Here is a 14,746-nt window from a genome sequence, read left to right as displayed (position 1 = left end):
TGCGGGAGATCCCGAACGGCTGGGGCCCCGTGGTGGCCTCTCGGCCCATGAGTCGGCGAGGATCGCTGTATGCACAGCTCGTCCGTCGCCGCCCCGACCCGGCCGACCGGCCACCGTCCCGCCGCCCGCCTCGCCGTGCTCCTCGGCGTCTGCTCCGCGGTGCTGCTCTCGCTGGTGGCGGCCGCCTGGCGGCCACTGGTGGAGACGGACGGCGACATCAGCCGGACCACCCACCGCTGGGCCGTCGGCGAACCGGGCCTCACGCACGCGTGCCGGATCCTCACCGACTGGGTCTGGGACCCGGTCACCTTGCGTCTGCTGAGCGTGGCGGTGGCGGTGTGGCTGGTGTGGCGCCGGTCGGCCGTGTGGACGGCCGTCTGGCTCATGGCGGCCATCTGGGGCGGAACCCTCGTCCAGCAGGGTCTGAAGGCCGCCGTGGGCCGGGACCGCCCGGTCTGGCCGGACCCCGTCGACTCCGCCCACTACGCCGCCTTCCCCTCCGGCCACGCGATGACCGCCACAGTGGTCTGCGGCTTGCTGCTGTGGCTCCTGCGCCGCGGGGGCGCCGGGCGTTTGCTCTGGCGTACGGCGGTGGCGGCGGCGTCGGTCTCCGTGGTGGGCGTAGGCCTGACCCGGGTCTGGCTCGGCGTCCACTGGCCCTCGGACGTCGTCGGGGGCTGGCTGCTCGGCGCCACGCTGGTCGCCGGCGCGGTCGCGGCCCACCAGCGGTGGCGGCCGTGAACGCGCGCCACCGCCGGTTTGCGGCCTCCTCCGGCCCCGTCCCGCCTTGCGCTCTGCCCGCCCGGTCCCGCGCAGGGCCCTGCGCGTACGGCACGGCCGGGCCGTACGCCACGTCGCGGCCCCGGACGACCTTCTGCGTCCCGCCGTCCGCCGGAGCGAGCACGTGGCCCCCGCGGGCGGGAGCGAGGGACACACGGCCGAGGTGAGCAACCAGTCGGTGCGGGGCGCGGGACGGGGTGCGCGAGGCTCACATCGTGCGTGTGCTGTGCGACGGTGATCTCCCGCACGCCCGGCACTTCGCCCCCCGAGCACGATCACCGCTGCCTAGGATCGGTCCATGACGAGCGTTCTGTTCGATTTCTCGGGCACTCTGTTCCGTATCGAGTCCGCCGAGTCCTGGCTGCGCGCGACCCTGGGCGAGGCGGGGTACACGCTCCCGGCGGCCGAACTGGCCACCACCGCGCGGGCGCTGGAGGAGGCCGGGGCGCTGCCCGGCGGGGCCGCTCCGAGGTCCGTTCCCGAGGAGCTGGCCGAGGTCTGGCGTTCCCGGGACGAGAGCGCGGAGCTGCACCGGGCCGCGTACACGGGGCTCGCCCGGCAGGTCCCGCTGCCGGACCCGGCCCTGTACGAGGCGCTGTACGACCGGCACATGAGGCCGGCCGCGTGGACCGTGTACCCGGATGCCGTCGAGGTGCTCGGCGCGCTGCGCGAGCGCGGCGCGCGGGTGGGCGTGGTGAGCAACATCGGGTGGGACCTGCGCCCGGTGTTCCGCGCCCATGGCCTGGACCGGTACGTCGACGTGTATGTGCTGTCGTACGAGCACGGGGTGCAGAAGCCGCATCCGCGGCTGTTCTCGGCGGCCTGCGAGGCGCTGGGCGCCGATCCGCGCCGGACGCTGATGGTGGGTGACGACCGGCGGGCCGACGGCGGCGCGGCGGCGCTGGGGTGCGCGGTGCACTTCGTGGACCATCTGCCGGCGGCGGAGCGCCCGGACGGCCTGCGGCCGGTACTCGGCCTCGTGAGCTGAGAGGCGACCGCGCCGGCCTGCCACCCCTATGGAAAGTAGCCTGAGCGAACTTGAGGGGCGCAACGCGCCCGTCTCGGACGATCCCCCGCGTCGCCCGAGACGGACGGCAGTGCGGCCGGGCCCCGAAGGGCCGCACCGGAACGCGTTGAGTATATTGGCTGGCAGCCAATCAACGCAGGAGTCCAGGATGTCGCCTCGCAGCGCCTCGGTCAATGAAGAATTGCGGCGCCGTTCTCGCGAGCGGCTTCTGCAGGCGGCACTGGAGCTGGTCGGCGAGCGCGGGTACGAGGCCACCACGCTGGCCGACATCGCGGATCGGGCGGGCACCGCGCGCGGTCTGGTGTCGTACTACTTCCCCGGCAAACGCCAGTTGGTGCAGTCGGCCGTGCACCGTCTGATGCACCGCACACTGGAGGAGGCGCTGGAGCGGGAGCCGCGTACCGAGGACGGCGCGGAGCGGATGGCGCGGGCCATCGACGCGGTGCTGGGGCTGGCCCGGGACCGCACGGTGCTGATGCGCCAGCACATGGCGGGCCTGCTGGACAGCGAGGGGTTCGTCCAGTGCCCGGAGCAGCAGCGGCTGGCCGAGCTGCTGCGCGACACCGTGGCCCGGCACGGCTCGCCTGACGTGGCGACCGACTACCCGATGCTGCGTTCGCTGCTGATGGGCTCGGTCTTCGCGATGGTCCTGCCCAACGCGCCGATGCCGATCGCGGTCCTGCGCGCGGAACTGTTCCGGCGGTACCGGCTGGACTGGTCCCAGGGGGCCCCGCCGGACACCGAGGCGCCCGGCGGGAGGTGTGACACCGATCTGTCGCGCTTCTTCCAGACCGGCGGGCCGCCGGGTCAGCCGAAGTAGTCCGGCTGCGTCTGCACGTTGAGCTGGTGCAGGCGCACGCGCTGCGCCGGGTCGGTGCGGCGATCGGTCAGCTTCAGGACGTCGAGCCCCTTGGCGATGTCGTTGGAGTAGATGTAGCCGTTGTAGTAGTACGCCGACCAGGAGCCGCCCGTCACCAGCCGCTCGGTGCTCAGCGGGCCGCGCTCGAAGTAGGCGATCTCCCGGGGATGGGCCGAGTCGGTGAACTCCCAGACGGAGACGCCGCCCTGGTACCAGGCCTGCACCATGATGTCGCGGCCCTTGACCGGGATGAGCGAGCCGTTGTGGGCGACGCAGTTCTCGGTGTCGGCCTGGTGGCGCGGGATCTTGTAGTAGCCGCGGAAGACCAGTCTGCGGTGGTCGCCCCGCCCGACGATGTCGTAGATGCCGTCGGCTCCGTGGTCCGGGCCGACGGCCGCGTTGCAGGTGGCGCCGACGCCGCCGCCCAGCTCGTCGGTGAAAACGACCTTGTTCGCCTTCCGGTTGAACGTCGCGGAGTGCCAGAAGGCGAAGTTGACGTTGTCCTGCACTCGGTCGAGGACCTTGGGGCGCTCGGGGTCCGCGATGGAGAACAGGATGCCGTCGCCCATACAGGCGCCGGCGGCGAGGTCCTTGCCGGGCAGGACCGTGATGTCGTGGCAGCCGGTGGTCTTGGACACGCCGGGGTTGGTGGGCGCGCCCGGATTGCCGCCGCCGTCCGGGCCGTCACCCGGGAAGAGGACCGGGAAGCCCACCACGGCGGCTCTCTCGGGCGCCTTGCGCGGCACCTTGATGACGGAGATGCCGTCGTGCGGCGGCCGGCAGTCGGGGTAGGCGGCGTCGGGCGAGTACGAGGAGACGTAGATGTAGACGCTGTCCCGCTCGGGCACCAGCGTGTGGGTGTGTGAGCCGCAGGCGGTCTCGACGGCGGCGACGTAGCGGGGGTTGGCCTTGTCGGTGATGTCGAAGACCTTCATGCCCTCCCAGGAGGACTTCTCGGTCGCGGGCTGGGTGGTGCTGTTGCAACTGCTGTCGCTGCGTGAGGAGTCGGTGGACAGGAAGAGCAGGTTGCCCGAGACGGACACGTCGTTCTGGGAACCGGGGCACAGCACCTGGGCGACGGTCCTCGGCGTCGCCGGGTCGCTGATGTCGAAGACCCGGAAGCCGTCGTAGTTGCCGGCGAAGGCGTACCTGCCCTGGAAGGCGAGGTCCGAGTTGGTGCCGGCCAGCGCGTCCTTGGGGACGTTGGCGAGGTGTTCGATGTTGGCGGAGTGCACGATCTGGTCCTGGCCGGGGATCTCACCCGCCGCGATCGCCCGCGCCGTGCGAGCCTGTGTGCTGTTCGGCACCTGGTGTCCGGCGGCCGGGGCGTCTCCGGGGTCGGGGACGGCTCCCGCCGGGGCCGCGGTCAGCAGGGCGGCCAGGAGGCCGGCGGCGGCCGCCGCCGCGGCCAGGCGTCTGCGACGCGTTCGGGGATCGTTCAACAGGGTCACTGTGTGTCCTCCCTCGTTGCCGTTCGCAGGGGAACGGTGCACGCTCCTCCGAGTATGGTCATGGTCATGCACAGGCCAACAGGGGCCACGTCCGGGCCGGGGACATTCCCGGCCACGGCGCTCCCGGGCCCGTGCGGGCTCGTCGACGGTTCTTCAACTCGCCTGTTTCAGGAGGTCGTTGTGCCGATCCGCCGTACATTCCCCCTCCGCACCGCCGCTGTTGTCGCCGCCTCGCTGATCCTCTCGGCACTGGCGGGGTGCGACGGGTCCGGCGACGCCGGGCGCCCCGCGGCCAGCGGGCCGTCGGTGATCGTGCCGGGCGGACCGGGCGAGGCCAACCGCACCCTGTCCGCCGAGGAGGCGAACCGGCGCCGGGCGGACGACGACACCCCGAACGCGGCGGACGTGGCGTACGTGCGGATGATGATCACACATCACCGGCAGGCTCTGGAGATGACCGAACTCGCCCCGGAGCACGCCGGGTCGGGCGACGTCGAACGGCTCGCCGCCCGGATCACCGCGGCCCAGGGGCCGGAGATCGAGGCGATGCGCGGCTGGCTGGCGGCCCACGGTCAGAGCGAGACCGAGGGCGCGCACGCACACGAGCACGGGAACGGGCAGGGGCAAGGGGAGGGGCAGGAGCAGGGCATGATGCCCGGCATGGCGAGCGAGGCCCAACTCACGCGGTTGCGCGGGGCCCGCGGGGCGGCGTTCGACGAGCTCTTCCTCACCCTGATGATCACTCACCACCAAGGAGCGGTCACCATGGCCACGGGCGTCAAGGCGCAGGGCAACAACGCGCTGGTGGAGGAGATGGCGGACGAGGTCGTCGCCCAGCAGACGAGCGAGATCGAACGGATGCGCAAGCTGCTCCGAGGGGCCACCGGCTGACGGGGCCGGCGGTCGCACGCAGCCGGGACGATGCGGAACGGGCACGCCGGGCGATACGGAAACGGGCACGCCAACCCGGGCTCTCGGGCAACGGTCCCGATCGGCGGTGCGCCCGGCGGCGGCGCGCCCGGCGGCGGCGCGCAGGGCGCCGTGATCAACGGCGGGCGTGACGCGCGGCCAGGAAGCCGGCGCGGCCCAACCGCATGATCACACCCCACACACGGACAGACACGCGTACCGGACGGCCGGGAACCCTCGACGGCAGGCATGATCGCCGCGGCGCCGCCCCGGCCGAGCCGACCGCTCACCCCCCAGGCGGTCAGCCGTCCCCCAGGCGGGTCGACTGCCGGTCGGCGGCGGCGAGCACGCCGTCCAGCAACCCGGGGAAGAGTACGTCAAGGTCACCCTTGCGCAGGCCGTTCATCTTGGCGGTCCCACGGTAGGTCTGCCGGATCACGCCGGCCTCACGCAGCACCCGGAAGTGGTGCGTGGTCGTCGACTTGGTGACCGGCAGCTCGAACTGCGAGCAGGTCAGCTCGTCGCCGCAGGCGGCGAGTTCACGGACGATCCGCAGCCGCATCGGGTCGGACAGCGCGTGCAGCACGGGCTCCAGCCGGATGTCCTCGCGCCGCGGATGCGGGAGGTCACGGCTGCTCACGGCGGGGGTGGTCACGATGGCTCCACTTCCTTCGGGACCCCCATTGTACGAGAGACGTCGTAGTTTGACACTCGACGTACTACGATGCCTATCGTAGGAGCAGACACCGGCACCGTGACGATTGGAGTCGCCGTGAGCGCGCTCTTCGAGCCCTGGACCCTGCGTGACCTGACGATCCCGAACCGGGTGTGGATGCCGCCGATGTGCCAGTACTCGGCCGCCCCCGACGGACCGACGGCCGGCGCTCCGACCGACTGGCACTTCGCCCACTACGCGGCCCGGGCGGCCGGCGGCACCGGCCTGATCATCGTCGAGGCCACCGCCGTCAGCCCGGAAGGCCGCATCTCGCCGTACGACCTGGGCCTGTGGAACGACACCCAGGCCGAGGCGCTGCGCCGTATCACCGGCTTCCTCACCGCGCAGGGCACCGTGCCGGCCGTGCAACTCGCCCATGCCGGGCGGAAGGCGTCGACGGACCAGCCCTGGCGCAGTGGCGCGCCACTGGGGGCCGAGGAGGGCGGCTGGCGGCCCGTCGCGCCCAGTCCGATCGCCTTCGGGGCCGGTCACCCGCTGCCGGAAGAGCTGACCACCCAGCAGATGACGTCCGTCGTACGGCAGTTCGCCGACGCGGCCCGGCGTGCGCTCGCCGCGGGCTTCCAGGCCGTGGAAGTGCACGGCGCCCACGGCTATCTCATCCACGAGTTCCTCTCCCCGTACTCCAACCACCGCACCGACGCGTACGGCGGCTCCTACGAGAACCGCACCCGCTTCGCGCTGGAGGTCGTCGACGCGGTGCGGGCGGTGTGGCCCGAGGACAAGCCGGTGTTCTTCCGCGTCTCCGCCACCGACTGGCTGCCGGAGGGCGGCTGGACCCCTGAGGACACCGTCCGTCTCGCCGCCGACCTGCACGCGCACGGCGTCGACCTCCTCGACGTCTCCACCGGCGGCAACGTCGCCGAGGCCCGCATCCCGACCGGACCCGGCTACCAGGTACCGTTCGCGGCCCGGGTGAAGGCCGAGAGCCCGCTGCCCGTGGCCGCGGTCGGGCTCATCACCGAGGCCGAACAGGCCGAGAAGATCCTCGCCAACGGCGAGGCGGACGCGGTGCTCCTCGGGCGTGAGCTGCTCCGCGACCCGTCCTGGGCCCGGCGCGCGGCCCGCACCCTGGGGGCGCAGACGCGAGTGCCGGAGCAGTACCTGCGATCCGTCTGATCGGACGGCCCGCGGGAGTGCCCGACGCGTCGGCCGGGCGGCGGCTCTCCGGCTCGCGACGCCCCCGCCGCACCCGTCGCTCCCGCTCGGCCGGTCACCGCGCCTCTCGACGGCGTAGGTCCGGTCGGCCGGTCACCGCGTCCCTCCACGCCGTACGTCCGGTCGGCCGGTCACCGCGTCCCTCGGCCCTGGTCCGTCGCGGCCGGTCGCCGGACGGCGGTGCGTGCGCCCGTGGCCGGTGCCGGCCGTGGCCGAGCCGTGCCGTCACCGGGCCAGTCGCAGCACCGTCCGCTCCAGGCGGGGCAGGGTCCGCTGGCCCACGAGGGCCAAGGCGATGGCCACGGCCACACCGGCCCAGGCGAACGGACCGAGAGGCGTGCAGCCGAACGCCTGACTGGCTCCCGGCGTCTGCACCAGCAGCACCAGGGCGGCGGCCGAGCCCAGCGCGGTGACCCGCACCAACGGGCTGTCCCGCCGGTCGGTCAGAGTCTGCGCCAACTGGGTGCCGACCACGGCACACAGCGCCATCGTGGTCGACCGGCGCGCGGTGCCCGGGGTGAACCGGCCGATCAGCCAGGCCGCCACCGCGCCCAGACAGGTGGTCAGGGCACGGTGCCGGATACGGTCGAGCAATTGTCCCCCGAGCAGGGCGGCGCCGGGTGCCTCGTCGGTCGCCGCCTCGCCGGGCCTCTCCTCCCCCGGTCCCTTCCGCCTGGTCAGCTCGTCGCCGGTCACGCCGGCGCCGGTCGCCTCGTCGGCAGGCGTGGCACGCCTCGGGGTGACCGCGACGGCCATGGCCGGGAAGAGGTCCGTGAAGAGGTTGACCAGCAGCATCTGACGGGTCGACAGGGGGGCCGCCCGCCCGAGCAGGGTGCCGACCATGCCGAAGCCGACCTCGCCCGCGTTGCCGCCGAGCAGGATCACGATCGCGTCGGAGACGCTGCGCCACAGCGCGCGGCCCTCGTCGACCGCCTCGATCAGCACCCGGAGGTCATCACCGGTGAGCACGATGTCCGCGGCGTTGCGCGCGGCGGCCGAGCCACGGGTGCTCAGGCCGACCCCAATGTCGGCGGCGCGGATCGCCGCCGCGTCGTTGGCTCCGTCCCCGACCATGCCGACCACCCGGCCGGCATCCCGCAGCGCCTCCACGACCTGCAGTTTCTGCTCCGGCGCCACCCGCGCGACGACACCGGCGTCCCGCAGCAGCCGGGCCCGCTCGGACCGGTCGGCGGTGGTGAGTTCGTCGCCGGTCACCACCGCCGTGTCCCGCGGCCAGCCCAGCTCCACGGCGATCGCCCGGGCCGTCTGCGGATGGTCGCCGGTCAGCATCACCGGACGTACGCCGTCCTCGCGCAGACCGCGCACCAACTCCCTCGACGTCCCCCGGGGCACGTCGGCCAGCGCGAGCAGCCCGGTGAACTCCAGCTCGCCGAGGGGCTGTTGCAGGGTCTCGGCGGCTTCCTCCCGGTCGGCCAGCCGGCGCCGGGCGACGGCCAGTACCCGCAGTCCGTCGCGGGCCAGCGCCGAGGCCGCGTCGGCTGCGGAGTCCGGCAGGTCGGCGCACGCGGGCAGGACCGTCTCCGGGGCGCCCTTGACGACCAGCCAACGGCCGTCCCCGCCGCCCGGCCGGTCCTCGACATCGCCGGGGGCGGCCGCGTCGCCGCGGTCCGTGCCCGCCGCGGCGCCACCGGTGCCTCTGTCGGCGCCGCCGGCGCCGGCGAGGGACGTACCGTCCGCCCGTCCCACCGCGGCCGCGTAGCCCCGGGCGGCCTCGAAGGGCAGGCCCTCCTCCTGGGTCCAGTACGGGTCCTCGCCGGCCGCGTGCAGAACCGCCTCGTCGGTGGCGTGCGCGGGGCGCTCGTTGCCGCCGTTCAAGCGGGGACAGGCGCGGGCGGCGAGCCGTACGACGGCCTCGCCCGCCGTGGCCGTGATCTCGTGGACGGTGCCGGCGGTGTCGGTCACCCGCACCAGCCGCAGCCGGTTCTCGGTCAGGGTGCCCGTCTTGTCGAAGCAGACGGTGTCCATCCGGCCCAGCGCCTCCAGCGTGCGCGGCGCGCGCACCAGCACCCCGCCGCGGGTGAGCCGACGTGCGGCGGCCAGCTGCGCCACCGTCGCCACCAACGGCAGCCCCTCGGGCACGGCGGCCACGGCCACCGCCACCCCGCCGCTGACCGCCTGCCGTATCGGCGTGCCGCGCAACAGTGCCAGGCCGGTCACCGCGGCTCCCCCGGCCAACGTCAACGGCAGCGCCTTGCTGGTGAGTTCGTGCAGCCGGGCCTGGACCCCGCCGGCCGGGGGCGTTCGGGCCGCGAGGGAGACGGCGCGGGCCGCCTCCGTACGGTCGCCCGTCTCCACGACGACGGCTCTGGCGTGTCCGGCGACCACGGTCGTCCCCTCGAAGAGCATGCAGCGGCGGTCGGGCACCGGGGCGTGCGGCGTGGGCCGGACCTCCTTGTCCACCGGCAGTGATTCCCCGGTCAGCGCGGACTCGTCCACCTCCAGTCCGTCCTGCCACAGCAGCCGGGCGTCGGCCGGTACGACGTCGTCGGCCTGCAGTGTGATCACGTCGCCGGGGGCCAGGTCGGCGGCGTCCACCGTGTGCGGACCGTCCGGGGACTCCTCGGACTCGACCCGTGCCTTCTGCTGGTGCTGTTCGCGCAACCCGGCCAGTGCCCGCTCGGCTCGCAGCCGCTGCACGCCGCCCACCAGCGCGTTCAGGTCGAGGGCGCCGACGACGAGCAGGGCGTCCACGACCGAGCCGAGGATCGCCGAGGCGGCCGAGCCGACCACCAGCACCGGGGTCAGCGGGTCGTCCAGTTCGCTGCGTACGGCACCGGCCAGCCGCAGGCCCCAGCGTGCGGGGGCCAGTGCCGGGACCCTGGCCGCGGTGTCCATCGCCGAGTGCGCGCGGTGGGCCACCTCGTCCAGCGGTCCCTGCCGCTCGCCCTGCTCCCGCCGGGCCAGCCGGCGCTGTACCTCCGTCGGCCGCAGGGCGTGCCACGGAACCCGGGCCCGGGGCCGCGGCGTCCGCTCCATCGCCACGCCGAGGGCGGCACGGCCACCGCTGAGCAGTGCGGCCGCCGCCGCCGCGTCGACCGGCGCGTGCCGCAGCCCGGGCAGTCCGGCCCGCCGGCCGGGGCGCCGTGACTCCCCGACGGCCACCAGGAGGCCGGACAGGGTCGCACCGGACCGGGCCAGCGTCTGCGACCTTCGGCCGACGGCGCGTGCGGCCGGCACCGCCACCAGCAGCCGCCACAGGTCGGCGAGCCCGTGCGGCGCCACGACGTCGGCGGACCACACGACGGGACCGCCGCCGTCGGCGAGCGCGACGGCCAGGTCGGCGGCCGCCAGGCCGGTCTGCAGGTCGTCGAGGCAGGCGGAGGAGGCGCCGGTCGGGGAGAGGGCGGCCCGGCCGCCGGGGGTGCCCCCGTCGCCGGGGGCGTCCGGGCCGCCCGCGCCGGCTTCGCTGTCCGCTCGCCCGGCTGTCCCGGGGCCTGCTCCGGTGGCGTCTCGGGGGGCGCCGGGCGTCCACCGGCCGGCCTCCGCCGGAAGACCGCCTCCGGAAGGCGTGGGGCGGGCGACCGCGAGGACGCCGCCGGTGCGATCGCGCATCCTGTCGACCACGTCGGCCAGCGGCCGATCGCCCGGTACGACGTGGTCGGCGAGGGAGACGAAATCCTCCAGCGCGGGATCGTCCATCACCACGACCCGCAGCCGCGCGCGTCGCGCCGCGTCCAGTACGGGTTCCACCCAGGGGTCGGCGCTCCCGTCCGGCGCCAGCAGGGCGCTCGGATGCAGCACCAGGGTCTCTGCGGTCTCCAGCAGCCGCAGCCGCTCCGCGTCGCGCACCAGCACCCCGGACCGCGCCAGGGCGCAGCCCAGGACCACGTTGAAGGCGCCGGGTCCGTAGCGTGCGGCCTTGGGCGACCCGGACAGCACCGCCTCGGCGGCCTCCCCGGCATCATGCTTGACCAGCAGTGCGGCGACCGCGCCGACCATCCCGCCGGTCTCGGCCGAGTTGGCGTACCGCTCGGCCGGAGTGGTGCGCAGCGGCGGCCGGGCCCGGCGCACCGCCGTCCCTCCGGCGCGGCCGGGCGCGCACAACCCGTCATGCAGCTTCTCGAAGGCGGCGGCCCGGACCAGCGCCTCCGTCAGTTCGCCCGCGCGCATGGTCCCGTCGAGCACCAGGCCGGTCGGTGTCTGGCCCGCGCCGTGCGCGGCGGCGTTGGCGGCGGCCAGCAGCAGGTCCCTGCGCCGTCGGCCGAGTCCGGCGCGCAGCCAGGACCGGAAGCGCGGGTTCTCGCGGAGCATGGTCACGCCGGCGGTCACGAACCGCGGTGAGGGCGGCAGTCTCAGCGCCGAGCCGGTGACCGCGGCGACGGTGCCTGCCGCGTCGGCCAGCAGCGCCCCCGCCGCCGTGCGCACGTCGCAGGGGTCACCGGGGTGGACGCAGGTGTCGGCGGGCTCCCCGAAGGTCCCGCCGGACGGTGCCAGGCCGTGGTGTTCGGCGAGTTCGGCGGCCTTGTCGAGGACCCGTTCACTGACCGCGTCCTCGGTGGCCGCGACCACGAGCCGGCCGAGACCGCCGTCCCAGTAGGCGAACAGCACGTCCGGGTGCTCCGCCAGCGAAGCGGCCACCCGCCGGGCCGCCGCCTCCACGCCCCCCACACCCCGTACCCGCTCGGGCACGGCGGGGCGCAGCGCCAGGTGAGCGCGTCGGCCCGCCCGCCAGTGGGGTCCCCGGCCCGGCAGGGCCGCCCGCGCCACGCGCCCCACCCGGGCCGCGGCGTCGGCGGTCCGCACCGCGCTCCGCGCGCCGCCGGCCACCGCTCCGGCGGCCAGCCCGACGGCGGGTGCAGCTCCGCGGGCCACCAGCCGGGGCGCGGCCAGCAGCGCCCCGGCGGCGGCCGAGGAAACGGTCGTCAGCGGTCCCGTACCCATGGCGCCCTCACTCCGTGGAGCCGCGCCGCGCCGCGGCCGGCCGGTCGGCGGGCTCACCGGTGCCGGAGGCCCCACCGGCGCTCTTCGCGCTACGGGGCGACGTGGTCCTGCGCACCCTCGAAGGCCTGGCCGTACTCGTCGCGCTCGCCGCGTCGGCCGCCTTGCCTGCGCTGCTCGTCCTGCTCGTGCTGCCGGCCCTGCTCGATGGTTTCTCTGCGCCCGGCGACTGCTCGGCAGCCCTCGGTTCCGGGGTGGCGGTCCCAGCCGCGTTCGTGGTCGTGCCGGTGACGGTGCCCGTGCCGGTCGGCCGGCCGGCCGCAGACGAGTCGGTGCGGCTCGGCCCGCTCTTCTCGGCAGGCTCCCGGCTCTCGGACACTCCTCCCGTGGTCGTGGCGGCTGCGGTGCCGCCGAGCCCGGCCGGCGCGGTGGCGGGCGGCTGCGCGGCCGAGCCCTCGGGGCCGGCGCCGCGCCGCGTTCCGTTGCCGTCCGGGTGTCCCGGTCGGGCCTGGGTCAGCCAGGCCACGGCCGCACCCGCCATCGCCACCGGCCACTCGACGACCCCCATGACGCCGAGCAGGCCGGCGCCCGTGTAGACGGCCAGCCGTCGTCCGCGCGGCGACACCTTGCCGACCGTGTCCAGCGTTCCCTCGGCCACCCTCCCCACCACGCCGGCGCCGGGAAGCCGACGCAACGCGGCGACCGTGCCGTGCACGGGTCGGGGCAGGGTGGACGAAGAAGGTTGCCGTGCCATGACTCTTCTCGCCTCCCGGGTTCCACCGTCCTGGAACAGCCGGGTTCCCGGGATCACGTAGCCGAAAAGAGCCCGATCAGGCCGCCGTACAGGCCGTCCCGTCGAGCATGAAGCCGGACGGCGCCGCGCTGTTGCCCGTGTGGGTGGCCTGGTAGCCGATCGACACACTCGCGCCCACCGCGATCCTGGCGTTGTACGAGACGTTGGTGGCCGTCACCGCTCCCGAGGCCGGGCTGTAGGTGGCGCCCCACCCGTTGGTGACGGTCTGGCCGTCGGGCAGGGTGAAGCCCAGCCGCCAGCCGTCGAGCGGGGCCGAACCGGTGTTGGTGACGGTGATGGACGCGGTGAGGCCGGTGTTCCAGGCATTGGTCGTGACCGTCACCCGGCAGTCGCCCGGCTGCTGCGGCGGCACGGGCCCGTCGCCGTCCAGACCGAAGAAGGTCAGGACGCGGGCCGCCATGCCCTGGCTGTAGACGTTGTGGCCGACGCCCTGGAGGCTGATCGCCTCCACCGGGGCCCGCTCACCCGTGCTGCCGTAGCGGGTGCGGGTCCAGCCGGGCTGGGGGGCGTCGGTGGCGGCCGGGGTCTGGCCGAGCCCCTGGACGTTCGTCCACTGCTTGATCTCCTCTCCGAAGTTGGGGTAGCGCAGCACGTCGTCGGCGGTGCCGTGCCACAGCTGCATCCGGGGCCGGGGGCCGGTGTACCCCGGGTAGGCGGCGCGGGCGGTGTCGCCCCACTGCTGGGCGGTGCGGATCACGGTGCCGCCCGAGCAGGCGCTGTTCCACTCGGAGCCGTTGGTGGTGGCGAAGCAGCCGAACGGGACACCGGCGAAGGCGGCGCCGGCCGCGAAGACGTCGGGATAGTCGCCCAGCAGCACGTTCGTCATCATGGCGCCGGAGGAGATGCCGGTCACGTACACGCGGTCGGTGTCGGCGGCGTAGGTACGGGTGGTCCAGTCGACCATGGACTTGATGCCGACCGGGTCACTGCCGCCGCCACGTCGCAGGGCCTGGGGCGAGGCGACGTCGAAGCACTTGCTGGCCCGGGTCACGGACGGGTAGACCACGATGTAGCCGTACCGGTCGGCCAGTGTGTCGTACTCGGTGCCGTTGTACATGTCCGGACCGGATCCGGTGCACCAGTGCACGGCCACCAGCACGGGTGGGTGCTCGGTGACACTCGCCGGGACGTACACGTACATCCGCAGACCGCTGGGGTTGGCGCCGAAGTCGGTGATCTCGGTGAGGGTGGCGGTGGGGACCGCCTCGGGCGACTGCGCGCGAGGCGTCTCCGGGCGGCTCTCGCCGGCCGCCGCGGTGGACGTCGGGAGCAGGGCCGCGAGACACAGCAGCACCAGCACGGTCAGCACCGAACGCGGGTTCCTGATCGGGGAGTCGGACACGTGGGGCCCTTTCCGGTGAGGGGCGGAACGGCTTTCACGGGGGTGCGGAATGATCCGGGACCGAAACGCACGCCCACGCGGGGCGCGAAGGCGAACGGGATCCCAGGAAGGCACTCGGCGCATGGTGGCATGCGCACGCCCACCATGGAAGCGCTCCCACACACCTCGGCGGGTTCCGCGCGCGACATGACCAGAAAGCGCTTCCCCCATACTTTCCGTTCAACAGCATGACCGGACCACCTCCTCAGGCCCTCTTCAGACCCACGGAAAAGGTGGTCGCTGCATCGCTGCATGCCCTTCGGGTTCAGGAAACGAGGCAGTGTTCACGTACGTGCACGATCCGTTCCGCTCCCCTCACAGAAGGAATCGGAACATGACCTCGACCTCCAGGACGCGACCACACGCCCACCGGCACGCGCTGACCGGCGCGGCGGCCTCCCTCGGCCTTTCGGCCGGCCTGCTCATGGCCGCCGGGACGCTCTCCCCCGTGAGGCCGCCACCTGGCCCCCGGCCAACGGCAGCCAGGGCGTCTCCGCGACCATCGCGGTCTCCGGCACCAAGGACTACGGGATGAAGCGCCTCTTCGGCACCGGCTCCCTGGGAACCGGCAGCCAGGACGAGAACCAGCCCCCGATCCTGGAACCCGCGGACGGTGCCGTCCTGAAGAACGTCATCCTGGGCGCCCCGGCCGCCGACGGCGTCCACTGCAAGGGCAGCTGCACTCTGCAGAACGCGTGGCGGGAGGACGTCGGCGAGGACAGTGCCCCGCGCGGG

10 protein-coding genes and 1 pseudogene are annotated in these 14,746 nt (G+C 74.3%); 6 read left to right on the top strand and 5 right to left on the bottom strand.

Going from position 1 to position 14,746, the window contains the following annotated elements; translation table 11 throughout:
* Nucleotides 1-69: 69 nt before the first annotated feature.
* From AC3ET3_RS18525 to AC3ET3_RS18515, 3 genes are all read left to right on the top strand, one after another.
* The gene (locus tag AC3ET3_RS18525; RefSeq protein WP_432136158.1) at nucleotides 70-741 is read left to right on the top strand and encodes a phosphatase PAP2 family protein; all 672 of its coding nucleotides are present in this window, start codon (nucleotides 70-72) and stop codon (nucleotides 739-741) included.
* A gap of 337 nt (nucleotides 742-1,078) precedes the next feature.
* On the top strand, nucleotides 1,079-1,768 hold the full coding sequence (locus tag AC3ET3_RS18520) for an HAD family hydrolase (RefSeq protein WP_432136157.1): 690 nt from the start codon (nucleotides 1,079-1,081) through the stop codon (nucleotides 1,766-1,768).
* 187 nt (nucleotides 1,769-1,955) lie between these two features.
* Nucleotides 1,956-2,627: a TetR/AcrR family transcriptional regulator gene (locus tag AC3ET3_RS18515; RefSeq protein ID WP_432157413.1), complete on the top strand. Its 672-nt coding sequence runs from the start codon at nucleotides 1,956-1,958 to the stop codon at nucleotides 2,625-2,627.
* Here AC3ET3_RS18515 and AC3ET3_RS18510 read toward each other — a convergent pair.
* The gene (locus tag AC3ET3_RS18510) at nucleotides 2,615-4,117 is read right to left on the bottom strand and encodes an LVIVD repeat-containing protein (RefSeq protein WP_432157414.1); all 1,503 of its coding nucleotides are present in this window, start codon (nucleotides 4,115-4,117) and stop codon (nucleotides 2,615-2,617) included. The genes AC3ET3_RS18515 and AC3ET3_RS18510 overlap by 13 nt on opposite strands.
* A gap of 180 nt (nucleotides 4,118-4,297) precedes the next feature.
* Between AC3ET3_RS18510 and AC3ET3_RS18505 the strand changes: the two genes are divergently transcribed.
* Nucleotides 4,298-5,008, top strand: coding sequence for a DUF305 domain-containing protein (locus AC3ET3_RS18505; RefSeq protein ID WP_432136154.1), 711 nt, complete (start codon nucleotides 4,298-4,300; stop codon nucleotides 5,006-5,008).
* Between the two features lie 319 nt (nucleotides 5,009-5,327).
* On the opposite strand, the gene AC3ET3_RS18500 is transcribed toward AC3ET3_RS18505, so the two are convergent.
* On the bottom strand, nucleotides 5,328-5,681 hold the full coding sequence (locus tag AC3ET3_RS18500; RefSeq protein ID WP_432136153.1) for an ArsR/SmtB family transcription factor: 354 nt from the start codon (nucleotides 5,679-5,681) through the stop codon (nucleotides 5,328-5,330).
* Between the two features lie 117 nt (nucleotides 5,682-5,798).
* On the opposite strand from AC3ET3_RS18500, the gene AC3ET3_RS18495 reads away from it, so the two are divergent.
* Nucleotides 5,799-6,878, top strand: a complete 1,080-nt coding sequence (locus tag AC3ET3_RS18495; protein WP_435612510.1) for an NADH:flavin oxidoreductase/NADH oxidase — start codon at nucleotides 5,799-5,801, stop codon at nucleotides 6,876-6,878.
* 264 nt (nucleotides 6,879-7,142) lie between these two features.
* Here AC3ET3_RS18495 and AC3ET3_RS18490 read toward each other — a convergent pair whose 3' ends face one another.
* The 3 genes from AC3ET3_RS18490 to AC3ET3_RS18480 form a co-directional block, all read right to left on the bottom strand.
* Nucleotides 7,143-11,819 carry a cation-translocating P-type ATPase gene (locus AC3ET3_RS18490; RefSeq protein WP_435612492.1) on the bottom strand — a complete coding sequence of 1,559 codons (4,677 nt, stop codon included), beginning with the start codon at nucleotides 11,817-11,819 and terminating at the stop codon, nucleotides 7,143-7,145.
* Nucleotides 11,820-11,826: 7 nt separating this feature from the next.
* On the bottom strand, nucleotides 11,827-12,570 hold the full coding sequence (locus AC3ET3_RS18485) for a hypothetical protein (protein WP_435612491.1): 744 nt from the start codon (nucleotides 12,568-12,570) through the stop codon (nucleotides 11,827-11,829).
* Between the two features lie 76 nt (nucleotides 12,571-12,646).
* Entirely contained in the window at nucleotides 12,647-13,927 is a 1,281-nt protein-coding gene (locus AC3ET3_RS18480; protein WP_432136238.1) for an extracellular catalytic domain type 1 short-chain-length polyhydroxyalkanoate depolymerase, read from the bottom strand.
* A 418-nt stretch (nucleotides 13,928-14,345) separates the two neighbouring features.
* Between AC3ET3_RS18480 and AC3ET3_RS18475 the strand changes: the two are divergent.
* Nucleotides 14,346-14,737, top strand: a pseudogene (locus tag AC3ET3_RS18475) (pectate lyase); the annotation flags it as partial.
* Nucleotides 14,738-14,746 lie beyond the last annotated feature (9 nt).

It is taken from the genome of Streptomyces sp. bgisy159 (assembly GCF_057707805.1).
Note: the sequence above shows the minus strand (reverse complement) of the source record. Positions and strands in the feature narration are given on the sequence as shown.